The organism is Flavobacterium succinicans LMG 10402 (assembly GCF_000611675.1).
Taxonomy (GTDB): domain Bacteria; phylum Bacteroidota; class Bacteroidia; order Flavobacteriales; family Flavobacteriaceae; genus Flavobacterium; species Flavobacterium succinicans.
The window spans coordinates 1-18,918 of sequence record NZ_JATV01000002.1; the positions used below are offsets into that span (position 1 = coordinate 1).

Below are 18,918 nucleotides of genomic sequence, written 5' to 3' on the forward strand. Positions count from 1 at the left end.
ACAAGATTCAAGCATCCATCGAGGAACAAGGTCAATAATTTGTCGAATAACTGGTTTTTTGATATTTTTGTTTCGCCTGAAGAGTCCCATAAAGTATTATTTGTTTCGCAAAATCAAAAATACGGGATTCTCAGGCATTTTTTATTTTAGACTTTCGGATAGCTATGACAAATAATTTAAAAAATCAGCTATGAGTACAATTGATTACGGAATGTTATTCGAGAAAACAGTAGAAGCATATTGGGGAAATCCAAAAACGCCAATATATTTTGCAAATTATTGGGGAGATAAATTTGAAATGAGAGCCATCTTATTTTCGATTGTGGTTCAAGAAATTAACTATAATCCAAATAGTTATGATACGGATAAATTGGACTCTTTAAAAGAATATGCAAGTAAATCTTCAAATGGAGGAACATCCCATTCTGAAAACGTCCAAATTTTAAAGTTATTAGCAGAATATAAAAACGTAACTTAATAATAACTGCCCATAACACACGCTACAAGCAATTTGGGTATTAGGCTTAATTTAAAGTTGGTTTTGTATTTGGAAGATTTGACAAATCCGAAGAATGGGCTTAATTTAGTCCCAAACTGCTTGTAGCGCGAGAACGTTGTGCGTAATTTTACCGAAAAACGAAAAAAAACCTAAAAATTACTTTAATTTGAGAATTGAACAATTAACATTTACTCGATTTATAGCTTCGATATCAATAGTTATTTTCCATTACGGACAAAATAGCTTTTTATTTAACAACCAATATGTTTCCTTTATTTTTAAACAAGCAAATGTTGGCGTCAGCTATTTTTTTATTTTATCTGGATTTGTAATGATTATTGCATATAAAAATCAGGAAAAAATAAATTTTGTAGAATACATTAAAAACAGATTAGCCCGAATTTATCCAGTATATTTATTAGCTATTTTTCTTATACTTGGAATTAAAATCTTTAGAAATGTAAATATTACAGATTTATTCCTAAACATATTTATGATTCAATCTTGGATTCCTCAAAAAGCACTAACAATCAATTATCCAGGATGGTCTTTATCCGTAGAATTATTTTTTTATATTACTTTTCCCTTTTTAATAAACAAAGTATATTCTACACAAAAATTAAAAAATAACACGATTTGGATAATTTTATTTTGGATAATTAGCCAATTAGTATTTCATTTAATTACACATAATAATCTTAAAATTCCTTATTATGAAATAAAAGATATTTCATATAATCCATTTATGCATCTCAACGAATTTTTGATTGGAAATTTAGCAGGTTTGTTTTTTATAACAAAACTAAAAAATAACCAAAATAACTATCTTCCTTATATATTATTAACAATCTTATTTCTAATATTTCTATTGAAATTTCCAATTGGTTTAAACTTTCACAATGGATTTCTTGCTATAATATTTGTTCCTTTAATATTCCTGATTTCTTTAAGTACTGACAAGATTACTAAAATATTCACCAATTATAAATTTGTTTTTTTAGGCGAAATTAGCTTTGGCATTTATATTTTACAAGCCCCTGTTTGGACAATATTTTCAGACTATAGAATGGAAAAATATTTTTCTATTCATAAAGAATCCGACTTTACAAGTTCGTTTATAATTAGACTTTTTATTTTAATTATATTGTCATCTTTAAGTTATGTATACTTCGAAAAACCATTAAGAAATAAAATAAAAAAAACTACGCACAACAGCTAGTAAGCAATAGTCGGGAATTAGGCTTAATGGAAATATGGTTTTGTATTTGGCAAATTAGTGATAATCCGAAAATTTGTTTTTACTTAGCCCGACCATCGCCTACTAGCAAGACGTTGTAGGTAATGCAAGAAAATTGGAACGTGCCACAAATCGTTGAATAGATTTTTATTAATTTTAAGGCTTTAGTCTGAATAATCATATGTTTAAATGCGCGTCGAATACACTTTAAATGTACTGATTTTCAAGCTATTAATCTAATTTTAAGAAAGAAATTTTTTGTTTTTTATTTCGCTTTTTTCAACTCTTGATTCGCATATTTAACTATTCTTTTGAAATTCACTTGGTGATATAGTTTTATACTTCTTAAAAATTTTATTAAAATGGCTGGCATCCGTAAACCCCAATCGGTCAGCAATTTCATTTATAGTAAATCTATTTTGTTTTAATAATTTCTCTGCAGATTTTATTTTAGTTTGAACAATATGCTGCTGAATTGATAATCCACTATGTTTCTTAACAAAAACACTAATATAGTTAGGAGACATAAAAAAACAACTTGCCATTTTTCTAATATCCATTTTTTCATTGTCAACAGCATTAATGCGAATATATGTAAGAATATTATTTATTTTTTCAACAGCTTTATTATCATTTACATTAATTACATTTTGATTTAAGTTACGAGTTATAATAGCCATTATAGAACCAAACAATTCTAAAACTACTTCATTATTAAACAAAGCTTTATTTGTGTATTCATACAACATAATATGTAACAAAGCTTTTAAATTATGTTTATCCTCTTTACAACAAATAATACTTGTAACAGCATTATCAACTTTTACAAGTGCATTTCTTAAAGCTTCATTCCAAAACGTTTTTCTGTTAGTGTTTAATTTTTCAAGAAAAACTTGTTCGGTAAATTTTAAATAAATGAATTTTATTTTGTTTTCAATTTTAAATTCATGAGCATCGTCTGGAGTTAATAAAAAAACATCATCTTGTTTGAAAGAATATGATATCCCATTTAATATATGTTCTCCACTGCCTTTTTCAACAAATATTAACTCATAAAAATTATGTTTATGCAGTTCATAATCCCATTTTTCGAGTTCAAGTGCAAAAATATTTATTGAATGGAAACTATTAAACCTTTTCATATAACACATAATTGATTTGTACAAATTTACAATGAAAATTTACATAATTAAATGAAATTATCATCTTAATTTTGTCATCTCAATTCAAAAACAAATAAAAATGAAAAATAAAATCAAATCAGTTATTTGTATTATTACAACAAGTTTATTATTAATAGGATGTAATTCTAATAAGAAAAAAGAAAACACAAGTAAAGGTAAACATTGGCCTAATGGTGCACAATTGGTCATTTCTGTTTCAATGCAGTTTGAAACAGGTGGCCAACCCGAAGGTGCCGAAAGTCCATTTAGTGGTAACCCACTACCAAAAGGAAATCCAGATTTACCAGCCGAATCTTGGTTTAGATATGGTGCCAATGAAGGCATGGATAGAATGATGGATTTGTGGAAAAAACACAACATTAAAGTTACTTCACACGTAGTAGGCGACGCTGCCATAAAGTACCCCGAAATTGCCAAACGTATGGCTAATGAAGGCCACGAAATAGCAGCACACGGAATAGCTTGGAGCAATCAATGGGATAAACATTATGCCGATGAATTAAAGTTTGTAAAAGATGGTGTAGATGCTGTAGAAAAAATTACAAGCAAAAGAGCCGTGGGTTATAATGCGAATTGGTTGCGTAGAAGCCCAAATACATTAAAGGTTTTGCAAGAATTAGGTTTTTTGTATCATATTGATGATTTAAGCAGAGACGAGCCTTTTATTACAAAAGTAAATGGAAAGAACTTTGTAGTAATGCCATATACCTTACGCAATAATGATATTGTAAATATTGAAGGTAAGCATTGGAGTCCCGATCAATTTTTAACACAATTAAAAATGGAGTTTGATCAATTATATGCCGAAGGTGCTACCAAAAGAAGAATGATGAGTATAAGTTTTCACGACCGTATTGGTGGGCAACCAGCAATGACGAATGCAATGGAACATTTTATTGAATACACAAAAACAAAAACTGGTGTAATGTATATGCGTAAAGATGAAATTGCTAAAATGATTCAGAACGACCCCGCTACACCAGTGGATAATGCAGAAGAAAAATATAATAACTAACTTTATAAAAAAGGAAAATGAAAGCAATAGGATTTAAAACATCATTAGCCATTGAGGAGCAAGATAGCTTCATTGCATTTGAAATAGAAAAACCAATACCTTCTGAGCACGAATTATTAGTAAAAATTGATGCCGTATCCGTAAATCCAGTTGATTTTAAAATTCGACAATCGGCTGCTAAAAACACGGTACTTGATACGCCAAAAATTATTGGCTGGGACGCTGTAGGAACTGTAGAAGCAGTTGGGGATAAAGTAAGTTTATTCAAAATTGGCGACAAAGTATATTATGCGGGTGACCTTACCAAGCAAGGAAGCAATGCCGAATATCAGGTAATTGACGAACACATTGTAGGTAAAAAACCAACTTCGTTGAGTAATGAAGAAGCTGTAGTAATGCCTTTAACAGGATTAACAGCTTGGGAAATTTTATTCGATAGAATTCGAATTAACGAAAAAGATAAAGGCAAAACCATATTAATTATTGGTGGTGCCGGTGGTGTAGGTTCTATTGCTATTCAATTAGCAAAAAAAGTAGCAGGTTTAAAAGTAATAACTACGGCATCACGACCAGCAACAATAGAATGGTGCAAAAAACAAGGAGCTGATGTTGTTGTAAATCACAAGGATTTAATTAATGAAGTTCGTAAGGCCGGATTTCAACAAGTTGATTTTATTGTTGATTTTGTAGATACCAATGTCTATTGGGATGCTATGGCGGAGTTAATTAAACCACAAGGTCACATTGCATCTATTACTGGAAGTGCCGAACCTGTGGCATTAAACAAATTAAAAACAAAAAGCGTAAGTTTTTCTTGGGAGTTGATGTACACCCGATCGATGTTTCAAACCGATGATATGATAGAACAACATAACATCTTAAACAAGTTAGCCGATTTGTTAGACAACGGAACTATTAAAACGACATTAAATACAACCATCAAAGGATTAACAGCCGAAAGTTTTAAAGAAGCCCATCGTTTATCAGAATCCGGAAAAGCAATCGGAAAAATTGCCATCACATTTTAAAAATAAAAGTATGAAACTATTTCAATTAGCTCTTGTAACAATAGTAACTTTTTCTGTCATTAAAGCCAGTGCACAAAAAGGAAACGAAGTCAATCATTTTTCTATGGACACATTAAAGTATGAAAAAATGATGGACAAGATAGACCGTAAATACGCATATGGTAGTATGGGAATGATAGCTTATTTCAAACTAGAAAAAGGTGCACACATATCAAAACATAAACATCCCAACGAACAAATTACGCATGTTTTAGAAGGAAAAGTAAAAGTGGCAATCAATGGTATGGAATACATTGTAAAAAAAGGCGATGTGTTAATTATTCCACCCAATGTAGAACATGAGTTTTGGGCATTAGAAGATACGTTAGATATGGATATGTTTACACCTTTACGAATGGATTGGCTAAATAAAACAGAAACCTATTTTGATAAAAAATAAAAGAAATAAGACATGAATAAAATATTTTCAGAATATAATTTAAACGGAATTGAATTAAAAAACCGTTTCTTAATGGCGCCAATGACTCGTAGCAGAAGTAGTCAACCAGCTGATGTACCCAATTCGTTAATGGCAGAATATTATGCACAAAGAGCAAGTGCAGGCATTATCATTACCGAAGCTACACAAATTTCCTTACAAGGAATGGGTTATGCCAAAACCCCTGGTATTTATTCACAAGAACAAATTGAAGGATGGAAACTAACTACCAATGCGGTTCATAATGCAGGAGGAAAAATTTTCTTGCAATTATGGCACGTCGGAAGAGTATCTTCATCGAAAGTAAATGGTTTACAACCCATAGGCCCATCAGCCAAAATTGCTAAAGATACATCTGTGTATATTTTTGATGGTGCGCCCAATGGCGATGCTACTTTTGTTCCTGTAGAAGAACCACGAGAAATGTCAAAATCTGATATTAAAAACGTTATTAAGGAGTTTGTTCAAGGTGCCAAAAATGCCATCGAAGCAGGTTTTGATGGTGTAGAAATTCACGGAGCCAATGGTTATTTAATTGACCAATTTTTGAGAACTAATTCAAACCTAAGAACGGATGAATATGGAGGAAGTAAAGAAAAGAGAATACAATTCATAATAGAAATTACTGAAGCCGTAGCCAAAGCAATAGGCAGCCAAAAAACGGGTGTTCGCTTGTCACCATTCATTAGTTTTAAAGATATGAACGACCCAGAAATATTGGAAACGATAATGCTTGCCTCAAAAGAATTAAATAAATTAGATATTGCATACATTCATTTATGTGAAGCCGATTGGGACGACGCTCCTCAAATTCCTAATGAATTTAGAACAGTATTAAGAACTAATTTCAAAAACACAATTATTGCTACAGGCAATAAAACACCAGAAGAAGGCGAACAATTATTACAAGAAAATTTGGTTGACTTAATTGGTTTCGGTAGAAAGTTTTTAACCAATCCCGACTATCCCGAAAGAGTAAAAGTAAATGCGCCAATGAATGAAATTTCAGATAATCATACTTTATTTGGTGGTGGGGACAAAAGAGGATATACAGATTACCCTTTTTATAATTGACAGAATTGAAAAAGGCGAACGACTAACAGGTGTTTAGCAAGATTGCGAATTTTGTGGTAAATACACATTTACATTTCGCAAGAAATTTCATCTTTTATAGATAATAATCGGTTCCGAAGTTCGCAACCACGCTAATCGTCGGAATGTTAGCGGTCAGCATAAAACGACACGCGAACAGACAAAATGAATTGAGTAAAAATGACAACTGAATTAACAGCAATAAAAACAAATAGACTTCTGCTTAGACAATTCGTGGAAAGCGATATTGAAAATGTATTCAAAGGTCTTTCTCACCCGAAAATTATAAAACATTACTGAATTAGTTTTGACACTTTAGAGTCAACTAAAGAACAAATGGCTTGGTTTTCTGAACTTGAAAAAAGTGGAACTGGAATGTGGTTTGCTGTTTGTTTGTTAGACAATAATTTTTTTTTTGGTGCAGGCGGACTTAACGGTATAAGCAAGGAACATAAAAAAACTGAAATTGGTTTTTGGTTGTTGCCCGACTATTGGGGACAAGGAATAATGAAAGAAGCAATGCCACAAATCTGTGACTTTGGTTTTAACAAACTCGGACTTCACAGAATTGAAGGCTTTGTAGCAGCCGAAAATATTAATTCTAAAAACGCAATGACTAAACTTGACTTTCAATCCGAAGGTACAATGAGAGACTGTGAAATTAAGAACGGGAAATTTATAAGTTTGGATATTTACGCTAAACTTAAAACTAATAAAAATTAAAGACAGAAATGAATGCCGAACCGCTAATCAAGTATACGGCGGTTCGCAAAGTGATGGGTTGAGTTCCATGTAAATCTCCAACATTGATGATAGCCTTTCTTCTTAAGTCGCTGTAGGGTAATTGTAGTGGTTAGAATCGGGCTCTGGTACTTTTACCTTTGTTTCACATACAACTCCGGCTTTTGTTTTTGTTTATTTGGTAATAAACTTCAACTATTTCTTGAGATTACGGTCTATATTTTATACACTATTCAACTTATTTTAAGTGAACACCAGTGTAATAATAAACAAACAGAGCTCATCTGAAAGACGAGCTCCTAATCAATTTTTCTTCTATTACTTTCTTTTAATTCAAATTGAAAGAAACTATTAAAACCATAAAGTGTTACCCTATTTGTCGTACCCCTTTTAAAAAAATCCAAGACATAAAAAGTTTTTCGCCGTCTTTGGTTTTAACAGCTTGAAATTTTGGAGCTAAAATAGTCCCCACCGCAAAGGCTGTCAATGGAATCCAAAATCCAGTTAAACTAGTGTAGTTTTCCACTAGAAAACGAAAACCAATAAACAAAATAGCAAAACAACCCAATTGATATAAAAATGCTCTTACTTGTAATTTCGTCATATCTGTCCCCTATCCCGCGCGGCGAGAAATCCTATTAGGGGTAAATAGGTTTTTATATTTGACTATCTAATTTATAAAAATCTTTTTCAACTTTACTTGCAGGACTATATTCCCTCTTCGGGGGTTAGAGGGCTATTAAACTTGGTTCTTTTGCTTCCCTCATACATTTCATATTTTACCAAACGTGCTTCTAAACTAGCATTAAACAATTTTATTTTTCTCGAAGGTTTTAATCCAACGAATTTCAAGGCTTCTAAATTCGCAGTAATAAACCAAGCATTGGTTGCTGGATAATTTTTCTTCAACGTATCCCCGATATTTTTATAAAATTCTTCCATGTGAATATCCAATCGCTCATCATACGGCGGATTGAAAACCATATGCAATTTGCCTTCAGTAGTTTTCTCGCTATCAAAAAAGTTTTCTTCAGCAACCGTTACGTATTCGTCTAAATTGGCATTTTTGATATTGTCTTTGGCTTTTTGAACCGCACTTGGCGCTTTATCATAGCCTGTTATCGTGTAATGAAACTCTTTTACTTTTTTCAGCAAACTGTCCATAATTTGGTCAAACAAATCATTATCCCAATCCTTCCATTTTTCAAAAGCAAATTCTTTTCGGTTGATATTGGCTGGAATATTACAAGCTATCATTGCGGCTTCGGCCAAAAATGTTCCTGAACCACACATCGGATCCAAAAAGTGCCCTTGTCCTTCCCAACCTGATAATAATAAAATTCCCGCTGCCAAAACTTCATTGATAGGAGCAATATTCGTCGCTGTTCTATAACCACGTTGGTGCAAGGAATTTCCAGAAGTATCTAATGCCACCGAAACTTGGTCTTTGCCAATATGAATGTTGATTCGTAAATCAGGAAAAGCTTTGTCAATGCTTGGACGTTGCCCAGTGCGTTCTCTAAACTGATCCACAATCGCGTCTTTACACTTTTGAGACACAAACTCCGAATGGTTAAAATGATCCGAATGCACCGTTGCATCAATCACAAACGTTTGATTGGCATTAAGGTATTTTGACCAATTCACACTTGCAATACCTTTATACAAAGCTGCTTCATTATTGGCTCTAAAAGAATAAATTGGTTTTAACACCTTTAATGCAGTACGCAAAGACAAATTGGCCTTGTACATAAATCCTTTATCTCCCTTAAAACTCACCATTCGTATGCCTTGCTCAACCTCTTGAGCGCCCAATTGACGCAACTCTTTGGCCAATATTTCTTCAAAACCAAAAAAGGTTTTGGCTACCATTTTAAAATTCTCCATTGCTATGCTATATTCCAAGTATTAAATTCCAAACTCCAAACGATTTGAAATAGTATATTTTCTGCAAAAATACACTAATTTTGCCGGACTTAAATTAATTGAAAACGAATAAATGTCTGAAGACCAAAAACCCGCAACAAATAACCTAGAGCTTTCTACCAAAAACTGGTTCACATCATGGTTTGATACACCTTACTATCATATTCTTTATAAAGAACGCAACTACCGTGAGGCTCAGGTTTTTATGGATAATTTGACGCAGTATCTCAACTTACCTGATAATGCAAAAGTCTTAGATTTGGCCTGTGGCAAAGGACGACACGCTATTTACTTGAGCCAATTAGGATACAACGTTTTGGGAGCGGATTTGTCCGAAAACAGCATTGCTGAGGCGAGCAAAAACAGCAACACTCATTTGTCCTTCAAAGTGCACGATATGCGCGAACCTTTTGAAGAAAAATTTGACGCTATTTTCAATTTATTCACCAGTTTTGGCTATTTTGAAGACGAAGCCGATAATCTAAAAACTTTAATTGCTATCAAAGAAAGCCTATCCGAAACAGGTTTTGCTGTAATTGATTTTATGAATGTGAATCAAGTGATTGAAACGCTAGTTCCTGAAGAAGTTAAAACGGTAGACCAAATCGATTTTCACATCAAGCGATATGTAAAAGAAGGACATATTTACAAAGAAATCAGCTTTGAAGACCAAGGACAGCACTTCCATTTTACCGAAAAAGTAAGAGCTTTTAGTTTAAAAGATTTCCAAGAGCTAATGGATGAAGCTGGCATATATTTGTTGGATATTTTTGGAGATTATAAACTCAAAAAATTCCATAAAACCGATAGTGAACGTTTGATTATGATTTTCAAATAGTTCATTCTAAAAACTTTTAAACATTTTAAATAACAAAAATGAATTACCTCTTGCCTTTAATTGCAGTAATCCTTGGCTATGTCTTGGCTTTAGTTTTCAAACCGAAAAAGAAATCCAATTTAAAACTCTTATTGGCTTTTAGCGGCTCATTTTTGCTGTCAATTACTGTAATTCATCTTTTGCCCGAAATCTATCATCATCATAATGAGTCTATCGGCATATTTATTATGATGGGGATTTTATTTCAAATCATTTTAGAATTTTTTTCCAAGGGAGCCGAACATGGTCATGTACATGGTCATGACAAAATGAGTCAAATACCTTGGTTGTTGTTCATCAGCCTTTGCATACATGCCTTTTTAGAAGGCTTTCCAATAGGGCATCATCATGACTTAGCCATCGGAATTGCTATTCACCACCTGCCTATTGCTATTATTTTGACTACTTTTTTCGTACAAGCCCAACTCCATCCCAAAGCCATTTTTGCCTTTATGATAACCTTCGCCATGATGACACCCTTAGGCACATTGGCTTCCGACTTTATCCCTGAATTACAAGAATACACCACCGAAATCACTGCCATCGTGGTTGGAATTTTGTTTCACATCTCCTCCACCATCATTTTCGAAAGTAGCGAGGGACACAAATTCAACGTCGCCAAAATATCAATGATTATTCTAGGAATTGCCCTAGCTTTTTTCATTTAAAAAATAATTTGGGCGTGCCCCCATAGCGCAAAGGGGCTTACTTATAACGCCGTTTATAAAGCCCCTTTGCGCTATGGGGTCGGTCTTTCCGCGCTACTTCGGTAGCTAGCTGCAATCCCTCACAAAAGAAAATGGTATCCAATAAATTCCTATTTTTACACGAAAAAGTTTTATTTAATTATGACCTTCACTAAAACCACCGAACAATCCTCAAAATACGAACATTTAGAAAAAATGTCGGTTCAGGAATTGCTACACAATATCAATCAAGAAGACCAAACAGTTCCTTTAGCAGTTGCAAAAGCCTTACCTCAAATCGAAACCTTGGTAAACGAAATTGTAACCAAAATGAAACTAGGAGGACGCCTTTTTTATATTGGAGCTGGGACTTCTGGACGATTAGGTGTGGTCGACGCATCGGAATGTCCACCTACTTTTGGAGTTCCTTTTGATTTAGTTGTAGGCATCATAGCGGGTGGTGACAAAGCCATCCGAAGAGCCGTAGAAAATGCCGAAGATGACGCAGAACAAGCTTGGATAGATTTACAACAATTCAACATCAATGAAAACGATGTGGTCATAGGTATTGCTGCTTCTGGCACAACTCCATATGTAATTGGCGGTTTAAAAGCCTGCAACGAGAAACAAATCAGTACTGGAAGTATTTCTTGCAATGCAGGAAGTCCGTTGTCACAAACCGCAAAATTCCCAATCGAAGTCATTGTCGGTCCAGAATTTGTAACAGGAAGTTCGAGAATGAAAGCAGGCACCGCTCAAAAATTAGTTCTCAATATGATTTCGACGGCTACTATGATTCAGCTAGGCAAAGTAAAAGGCAACAAAATGGTCGATATGCAATTAAGCAACGCCAAGTTGGTAGACCGTGGCGTTAAAATGATTATGGGAGAAATTCCTGTTTCTTACGAAAAAGCATCCGAATTATTGGCCAAATACGGAAGTGTCCGAAAAGCGGTAGACAACTTCAACCCTCAAAATTAAATTCTTACTTCTAACCTCTCACTTCTAACTTTAAATGGCAACCAACAAAGACTTTTTATCCAAAGGAATCAAATATTTATCGGGAGCTTTGCCCCTACTCTTCCTTGGTCCGTCTATCATTTATAACGCCTTTATGAACCAACATACGAATTGGCATTATTTGGTGCTCGGTATAGGAATTATAGCGTGTTTGGCATCGATGTACTTAATCTTCACAGGCCTTAGATGGATTATGAAAGCTTTATTCAAGGATTGAAGAAGTTAGAGCCTTATTAAAAAAAGGGGCTTTCTCAAAATACTGAATAATAAAGATAAATTGTATATTTACAAAAATTGTATCATATGGATATTCGTGCTGACATAAACTGGATTCATCAAGAAATCGATAAGGTAAAAGACCCTAATTTTATTGAAAAAATAAAACATCTTTTAGAAACAATCAACACTTCCAAAGAAGCTACTGCTGCTGAATACAATGCAGATATCGATGCCGCTTTAAAAAGCATCAATGATGGTGCATACTACACTCAAGAAGACGCAAAAAATCTTGCAAAAAAATGGGGAAGGAAATAATTTGGTCAAAAAATGCTTTAGAACAATTAGAGGATATCCATTTTTACATTTTCTTTGAAAGTAAATCGATTCACATTGCAGATAAAGTAATTGCAACCATTTTTGACAGTACGGAAATTTTAAAAACTCAACCCGAAATTTACAAACTCGACAGCAACAAAGTTAACAACGACGGAACCTTTAGAGTATATTACATTTATGATTACAGCATTTCATATAGAATATCCGACTCAACCATTCAAATTCTTCGGATAAGACATACTGCTAGAAAATCTAAAAAATTACCATGGAAAACCTAATTAACGTTCAAAAAACCTTCGAAAAAATCATTGCTGTTGATCAAAAAATAAACCATCGCGAGTTTGAAGATTGTGTATTTAAAAACTGTGATTTCTCCAATAGTGATTTATGCAACAACACCTTTATGGATTGCGAGTTTATAGACTGCAATTTATCTATGGTACAACTTGCAGGCAGTAGTTTAAAAACCGTTCGTTTCAAAAACTGTAAACTCTTGGGCATTCAATTTCAAGGATGTGACGATTTTTTATTCGATGTGGGTTTTCAAGATAGCGTATTGGATTACGCGTCTTTTGCCAATAAAAAAATGCCGAAAACCCAATTTTCAGGGTGTTCGCTCAAAGAAGTAACTTTCATTGGGACACAACTGAACAATAGTGTGTTTGATAATTGCAATCTTGACCGTGCGATTTTTAATGATACTCAATTGGCAGGAGCCGATTTTAGAACCGCCTACAATTACAGCATCGACCCCGAATTCAATCCGATGAAAAAAGCTAAATTTACTACACAAGGAATCGTGGGCCTTTTGGATAAATACGATATTAAAATTGAATAAAAATTGAACTACACATGAAAAAAATACTTTACCTCTCACCTCTTTTACTTTTGTTTTCCTGTTATAATGTAGAACGAAAATGCTCCGATTTTAAAACTGGGAAATTCAAGTTTGAATACGAAGTAAATGGCATAAAAAAAACCACCTATTTTGAACGCAAAGACAGCATAGAAATTGAGACTTTTGAAGGTAAAACCGATACAGCCACTATTCGATGGGTCAACGATTGCGAGTATATTTTACAAAAAAAGCAGCCTAAAAACATGGCAGAAGAAAAAGCCATTCAAATGAAAATTTTAACCACAACTGCTAATTCCTACACTTTCGAATTCGGAATGGTAGGTTCCGATGCGAAACAAACAGGAACCGTTACGAAACTTTAATTTAATTCAAAAAAAAACTAAATTTTAACCAACATGGAAGTATTTCTAAATCCTGATGCCTGGATTGCCTTATTGACCCTAACATTTCTAGAAATTGTTTTAGGTATAGATAACATTATCTTTATTTCGATTGCGACCAGCAAATTGGCCCCAGAAAAACGCAAAAAAGCCACCAAAATTGGAATGTTTTTGGCCATGTTTATGCGAATCGCTTTGTTGTTTGGAATCAATTTGTTGATTCAGATGAAAAAGCCTTGGCTCACTATCGATTGGGGATGGTTTCAAGCAGGAATTACTGGACAAAGTATCATATTATTATTAGGAGGCCTATTCTTAATTTATAAAAGCACCAACGAAATCCGTGAAAAAGTAGATGAAAGAGGACATGAAGAACAAGAACTCGGCAAAGCAGCTACCAAATCTTTCCAAAGTGTCATTCTACAAATTATTATGATTGATTTGGTTTTTTCTTTCGACAGTATTCTTACCGCAGTTGGGATGACCAATGGCGTTCCTGGTGCAATTTACATTATGATAACAGCTGTAATTGTTTCGGTTTTCATCATGATGCAATTTGCTGTTCCGGTAGGTAATTTTGTAAACAAACATCCCTCTATTCAAATCTTGGGATTATCCTTTTTGATTTTGATTGGCTTTATGCTATTGACAGAAAGTGCTCATTTATCCAATGCCTTAATCTTCGGAAGTCACGTGACGCCAGTACCTAAAGGCTATTTGTACTTTGCTATTTCATTTTCTCTATTCGTCGAAATATTGAATATGAAAACCAAAAAGAAATAATAAAAAGAGAGGCTGTATGACAAAATACAGCCTCTCTTTTTTAGTTCTATAAAATTTATGACAAGCCAGAAATCACTCCGGCATCATCAATATCAATTCGGGTAGCGTTGGGCAATTTTGGTAAGCCTGGCATGCGCATTACATCGCCTAGCAATGGAATTACAAAACCAGCACCACTGGCAAATTCAAATTCCCGCACGGTTACTGTAAAACCCGTGGGGCTTCCTATCATTTTTTCATCATCAGAAAAACTAGCGGGCGTTTTGACCATACAAATTGAAAAATGACCAAAACCTAATTCTTTAATTGTCTGCAATTGTTTTTTGGCTTTTGTCGAATAATCTACCTCAGCAGCACCATAGATCTCAGTTGCAATCGTTTCAATTTTGGATTCAATAGCATCAGATACTTGATATAAAGCTTTATAATTTGCCGAATTGCCATCTATTTCAGCCAATACAGTTTCAGCCAATGCAGCTGCACCTTTGCCTCCATCTGTAAAAGCAGTACTCACAGCTGCCTTAACTCCTTTTTTAGCACATAATGCCATTAACACTTCGTATTCTTCTTGTGTATCAGTAGGAAAAGCATTGATACAAACCACAGGTTGTATGCCAAACTTTTGAATATTATCAATATGTCTTTCTAAATTACAAAAGCCTTTTTTTATGGCCTCAACATTGGGTGCTTTACATTCTTCTGCTGTCAAACCTGCGTGATGCTTTATGGCTTTTAAGGTAGCTACCAAAACCACTGCATCCGGTCGCAACCCAGATTGTTCACATTTGATATGAAAAAATTTTTCAGCACCTAAATCGGCTCCAAAACCTGCCTCGGTAACCACATATTCCCCCAAAGATAATCCCATTTTGGTAGCAATCACCGAATTGGTTCCTTGTGCAATACTCGCAAAAGGTCCTCCGTGGATGATGGCTGGATTTCCTTCGATAGTTTGCACCAAATTAGGTTTAATAGCATCTTTCAACAAAGCAGCCATTGCCCCTACCACTTTCAAATCACTGGCAAAAACAGGAGTACCTTCTACCGTTTTTCCCACATAAATATTCCCTAAACGTTTTTTGAGGTCAGCTATATCTTTGGACAAACATAAAATAGCCATAATTTCAGAGGCAGGAGTAATATTGAAATTTTCCTCACGCATCACGCCATTTCCTTTGGCACCAACACCAACTATGATTTGTCGCAACACACGATCATTCATATCCATAACACGTTTCCAAACAATAGATTTAGGATCTAAATCTAATTCCGGTGATGGATTATGTAAATGATTATCAATGATGGCAGAAAGCAAATTATTGGCCTTTTCAATGGCTGAAAAGTCACCAGTAAAATGAAGATTAATATCTTCCATAGGCAAAACTTGAGCATAACCTCCTCCAGCAGCTCCTCCCTTTAAACCAAAAACAGGTCCCAAAGAAGGTTCACGTAAAACTGCGATTGCTTTTTTGCCAAGGCTACTTAACCCATCTGTTAATCCCACTGTCATGGTGGTTTTGCCTTCACCATATTTAGTTGGCGACATAGCCGAAACTAAAATTAATTTTCCTTTAGGTTGCTCTTTTTGCAAGTGTAATGGTAATTTGGCTTTGTATTTACCGTACAACTCCAAATCGTCTTCGTTTATTTGTAGTTTTTGCGCAATGTCTTTTATTAAAGAAATCTTGCTTTTTTGAGCAATTTCTATATCTGAAGGAAATAATTTCATACTAATTGAATTAGTTTTTGTTTATTCTGCAAAAATAAACCAAATTCAAAACATAAAACACGATAAAAATCAGGTTTAAAAAAAACCGTTTCAATAAGAAACGGCTTTTTATTTACTCTAAAGATAAGGTCACTTGCCCATCGTCTTCTAATTGTATCGCTCCATCATCTACTGGATCACTATCTAATTTCGTCTGCTCGGGCTGTTCTTCTTCTGGTTCTTCATAAGGTAAAGGGGTTAACAAATTAACCTGTTTCAATTTGTCGGAGGTCACTTGATTCCCTAGGGCCTTAAAGCCTTTAACAGCAATAAAACTTTCAACGTCGATTTCTTGTCTTTCCTTTTGAACACCTTTTACCTTAGCAAAAATCAACTCTACTACCGGACGATAATCGGTGGCAACAATTTCTAATTTTGAATTGGGGTGATCCGTAATAAACGATTCTTCTTTATTTTCTACCTCCACCAAGAAACGTTTTAAAAAGTAGCGCTCTTTTTCGCCATCAAAATAAAGAGCAGAAATTGGTTTTTGGGGATTCCATTTTTCCAACACAATCATATCTTCATCAAAATGAGTAGAGAGTTCAGGAATGATGACTTTGAGTTTTCCCGCTTGAGAAATAATCAAAATCTTGTCGCTTGGTCTAAATTCGCCCAACAACTCGCCTCTTCCATCGACATTTAAGCGCTGAACGGTATCGTCAAACCAAACTTTTCTAGGTAATAAAGTAGAAATCCCTTTCTCTTTTAATTCAATTTTTTTGATGGGATATTTGCTGACCAAATTTCCTTTTGAGGCGCGTCCCTTTATCGCTAATTTGGCAAAATCAATATCAAATTTCAGTTTTTTAATACTTCCTACTTGACGCAGAATAATATTAATAACCTCAGCTTCACCATTTGGATTGCATGAAAAATAAAGAATTTGCGAACCTGTAGCTCCATTGGTTAAATCGTAGGCCTTATCTCTAGTTACCCCAGAAACATTGAATCGTTTAATATAAGAAGGTCCAGATTTACCATCACGATAAATCAAATTGTAAATCGTGCGTTTATCGCCTTTGTCAAAAATAGCAACGTGAATAATGTCTTTACCAACAAATGTCTTAGCATCGACTTTGGTAATCATCATCGTTCCATTACGTAGAAAAACAATTACATCATCGATATCAGAGCAATCTACTACATATTCATCTTTCTTAAGGCTAGTACCCACAAATCCTTCTTCGCGATTGACGTATAATTTGGTATTACGCAAAACCACTTTGGTCGCTTCGATGTCATCAAAAATGCGGAGTTCGGTTTGGCGTTCTCTTCCTTTACCGTATTTTTCTTTAAGCTTGGCAAAATAAGCTATCGCAAAATCGATGATGTGATCCAAATGATGTTGTACTTCCTTCATTTCGTCCTCCAATTTCGCAATGAAATCATCGGCTTTATCTGAGTCAAAACGTGTGATACGAATCATTGGGATTTGCGTTAGTTTTTGCAAATCATCATCGTTAATTTCTCTCACAAAGGACGCTTTGAAAGGCTCAAAACGATCATACATATATTTGTACAGCGATTCTCTATCTGAGTACAATTTGAAGTCAATGTACATTTCTTCACGAATGAAAATTTTCTCCAAAGTAGAGAAATGCCATTTGTTTTTTAATTCCTCTAATTGGATTTCGAGTTCTTGACGCAATAAATCTACCGTGCGGTCTGTCGAAATTTTCAACATATCCGAAACCCCGATAAAAAGCGGTTTGTTGTCTTCAATCACACAACCTAATGGCGCCACAGACGTTTCGCAAGCGGTAAAAGCGAACAAGGCATCGATGGTTTTATCTGGAGAAACACCTGGGAAAAGATGGATTAAAATCTCAACCTCGGCAGCAGTATTGTCTTCGATTTTCTTGATTTTGATTTTCCCTTTTTCATTGGCTTTCAAAATACTATCAATCAAACTAGATGTATTGGTCGAAAACGGAATTTGTGTAATCACCAAGGTATTTTTATCCAACTGCGCTATTTTGGCTCGTACCCTTACGCGTCCACCACGCATTCCGTCATTATAATTGGACACATCAGCGATACCTTGTGTCATAAAATCTGGATACAAAGTAAATGGCTTTCCTTTCAGAATTTTTATGGAAGCATCGATTAATTCATTGAAGTTATGAGGCAAAACCTTAGTAGAAAGTCCCACCGCAATTCCCTCAGCTCCTTGTGCCAAAAGCAACGGAAACTTCACTGGAAGATTGTTCGGTTCTGCACGACGACCGTCATAGGATACGCCCCAATCCGTAATTTTAGGCGAATACAATACCTCTAAGGCAAATTTGGACAAACGCGCCTCGATATAACGAGAAGCAGCTGCTCCATCTCCCGTTAAAATATTCCCCCAGTTTCCTTGGCAGTCAATCAATAAATCTTTTTGACCAATTTGCACCATTGCATCAGCAATACTCTGATCCCCGTGAGGATGGTATTGCATAGTGTGTCCCACCACATTCGCTACTTTGTTATAACGACCGTCGTCTAATTCTTTTAACGAATGCATAATACGGCGTTGTACCGGCTTGAATCCGTCTTCGATAGCGGGTACGGCACGTTCTAAGATTACATACGAAGCATAATCCAAAAACCAATCTTTGTACATTCCTGTAACTTTGGTAATGGTATCGTGCTCGTCTGCATTATTTTCGTAAAAATGGTGCATCCCACTTGAAGTCGAAATGTCATCAAAACCCTCTTGATCATTAGCATCAAAACTGGCGTCGTTGTTTTCGTCTTCGTTGGAAAGGATGTTATCTTCTTCTTCGTCTTTCATTTATGGTATAT

21 protein-coding genes are annotated in these 18,918 nt (G+C 34.6%); 16 read left to right on the top strand and 5 right to left on the bottom strand.

Annotated elements, in window-relative coordinates; all coding sequences use genetic code 11:
• The first annotated feature begins 190 nt into the window (after positions 1-190).
• Positions 191-478 (top strand): hypothetical protein, encoded by a 288-nt coding sequence (locus AO58_RS0101470; RefSeq protein ID WP_024980010.1) that lies wholly within the window; start codon positions 191-193, stop codon positions 476-478.
• A 187-nt stretch (positions 479-665) separates the two neighbouring features.
• The gene (locus tag AO58_RS17700; RefSeq protein WP_081764638.1) at positions 666-1,718 is read left to right on the top strand and encodes an acyltransferase family protein; all 1,053 of its coding nucleotides are present in this window, start codon (positions 666-668) and stop codon (positions 1,716-1,718) included.
• A gap of 317 nt (positions 1,719-2,035) precedes the next feature.
• On the opposite strand, the gene AO58_RS0101480 is transcribed toward AO58_RS17700, so the two are convergent.
• Positions 2,036-2,878, bottom strand: a complete 843-nt coding sequence (locus AO58_RS0101480) for an AraC family transcriptional regulator (RefSeq protein WP_024980012.1) — start codon at positions 2,876-2,878, stop codon at positions 2,036-2,038.
• A gap of 100 nt (positions 2,879-2,978) precedes the next feature.
• Between AO58_RS0101480 and AO58_RS0101485 the strand changes: the two genes are divergently transcribed.
• The 5 genes from AO58_RS0101485 to AO58_RS16815 all read left to right on the top strand — a co-directional run bounded on the left by AO58_RS0101485 (position 2,979) and on the right by AO58_RS16815 (position 7,256).
• Positions 2,979-3,935: a polysaccharide deacetylase family protein gene (locus tag AO58_RS0101485; RefSeq protein ID WP_024980013.1), complete on the top strand. Its 957-nt coding sequence runs from the start codon at positions 2,979-2,981 to the stop codon at positions 3,933-3,935.
• A 17-nt stretch (positions 3,936-3,952) separates the two neighbouring features.
• Positions 3,953-4,963, top strand: a complete 1,011-nt coding sequence (locus AO58_RS0101490) for a zinc-binding alcohol dehydrogenase family protein (protein WP_024980014.1) — start codon at positions 3,953-3,955, stop codon at positions 4,961-4,963.
• Positions 4,964-4,973: 10 nt separating this feature from the next.
• Positions 4,974-5,402 carry a cupin domain-containing protein gene (locus tag AO58_RS16810; RefSeq protein ID WP_024980015.1) on the top strand — a complete coding sequence of 143 codons (429 nt, stop codon included), beginning with the start codon at positions 4,974-4,976 and terminating at the stop codon, positions 5,400-5,402.
• 12 nt (positions 5,403-5,414) lie between these two features.
• Positions 5,415-6,515, top strand: a complete 1,101-nt coding sequence (locus AO58_RS0101500) for an alkene reductase (RefSeq protein ID WP_024980016.1) — start codon at positions 5,415-5,417, stop codon at positions 6,513-6,515.
• A 318-nt stretch (positions 6,516-6,833) separates the two neighbouring features.
• Complete coding sequence (locus AO58_RS16815; RefSeq protein WP_306372104.1) at positions 6,834-7,256, top strand: GNAT family N-acetyltransferase; 423 nt, start codon at positions 6,834-6,836, stop codon at positions 7,254-7,256.
• A 385-nt stretch (positions 7,257-7,641) separates the two neighbouring features.
• On the opposite strand, the gene AO58_RS0101510 is transcribed toward AO58_RS16815, so the two are convergent.
• Both AO58_RS0101510 and AO58_RS0101515 read right to left on the bottom strand, forming a co-directional pair.
• On the bottom strand, positions 7,642-7,878 hold the full coding sequence (locus tag AO58_RS0101510) for a hypothetical protein (protein ID WP_024980017.1): 237 nt from the start codon (positions 7,876-7,878) through the stop codon (positions 7,642-7,644).
• Between the two features lie 104 nt (positions 7,879-7,982).
• Positions 7,983-9,161: a THUMP domain-containing class I SAM-dependent RNA methyltransferase gene (locus AO58_RS0101515; protein ID WP_024980018.1), complete on the bottom strand. Its 1,179-nt coding sequence runs from the start codon at positions 9,159-9,161 to the stop codon at positions 7,983-7,985.
• A 112-nt stretch (positions 9,162-9,273) separates the two neighbouring features.
• On the opposite strand from AO58_RS0101515, the gene AO58_RS0101520 reads away from it, so the two are divergent.
• From AO58_RS0101520 to AO58_RS0101560, 9 genes are all read left to right on the top strand, one after another.
• A complete protein-coding gene (locus tag AO58_RS0101520; protein WP_024980019.1) occupies positions 9,274-10,038 on the top strand; it encodes a class I SAM-dependent DNA methyltransferase in 765 nt (254 codons plus the stop codon).
• Between the two features lie 38 nt (positions 10,039-10,076).
• Positions 10,077-10,745, top strand: a complete 669-nt coding sequence (locus AO58_RS0101525) for a ZIP family metal transporter (protein WP_024980020.1) — start codon at positions 10,077-10,079, stop codon at positions 10,743-10,745.
• A 180-nt stretch (positions 10,746-10,925) separates the two neighbouring features.
• Positions 10,926-11,744, top strand: coding sequence for an N-acetylmuramic acid 6-phosphate etherase (murQ, locus tag AO58_RS0101530; RefSeq protein ID WP_024980021.1), 819 nt, complete (start codon positions 10,926-10,928; stop codon positions 11,742-11,744).
• A 34-nt stretch (positions 11,745-11,778) separates the two neighbouring features.
• A complete protein-coding gene (locus AO58_RS0101535; RefSeq protein WP_024980022.1) occupies positions 11,779-12,000 on the top strand; it encodes a DUF6095 family protein in 222 nt (73 codons plus the stop codon).
• Between the two features lie 86 nt (positions 12,001-12,086).
• Positions 12,087-12,317, top strand: a complete 231-nt coding sequence (locus AO58_RS0101540; RefSeq protein ID WP_024980023.1) for a hypothetical protein — start codon at positions 12,087-12,089, stop codon at positions 12,315-12,317.
• Positions 12,302-12,616: a type II toxin-antitoxin system RelE/ParE family toxin gene (locus AO58_RS0101545; RefSeq protein ID WP_024980024.1), complete on the top strand. Its 315-nt coding sequence runs from the start codon at positions 12,302-12,304 to the stop codon at positions 12,614-12,616. Before AO58_RS0101540 ends, AO58_RS0101545 begins: the two co-directional genes overlap by 16 nt.
• On the top strand, positions 12,604-13,176 hold the full coding sequence (locus AO58_RS0101550) for a pentapeptide repeat-containing protein (protein ID WP_024980025.1): 573 nt from the start codon (positions 12,604-12,606) through the stop codon (positions 13,174-13,176). Before AO58_RS0101545 ends, AO58_RS0101550 begins: the two co-directional genes overlap by 13 nt.
• A 14-nt stretch (positions 13,177-13,190) precedes the next feature.
• Entirely contained in the window at positions 13,191-13,559 is a 369-nt protein-coding gene (locus AO58_RS0101555) for a hypothetical protein (RefSeq protein ID WP_024980026.1), read from the top strand.
• A gap of 33 nt (positions 13,560-13,592) precedes the next feature.
• Positions 13,593-14,360 carry a TerC family protein gene (locus AO58_RS0101560; RefSeq protein WP_024980027.1) on the top strand — a complete coding sequence of 256 codons (768 nt, stop codon included), beginning with the start codon at positions 13,593-13,595 and terminating at the stop codon, positions 14,358-14,360.
• Between the two features lie 55 nt (positions 14,361-14,415).
• On the opposite strand, the gene AO58_RS0101565 is transcribed toward AO58_RS0101560, so the two are convergent.
• Positions 14,416-16,089: a formate--tetrahydrofolate ligase gene (locus AO58_RS0101565; RefSeq protein ID WP_024980028.1), complete on the bottom strand. Its 1,674-nt coding sequence runs from the start codon at positions 16,087-16,089 to the stop codon at positions 14,416-14,418.
• A 112-nt stretch (positions 16,090-16,201) separates the two neighbouring features.
• Entirely contained in the window at positions 16,202-18,907 is a 2,706-nt protein-coding gene (locus AO58_RS0101570) for a DNA gyrase/topoisomerase IV subunit A (protein ID WP_024980029.1), read from the bottom strand.
• Positions 18,908-18,918: the final 11 nt, after the last annotated feature.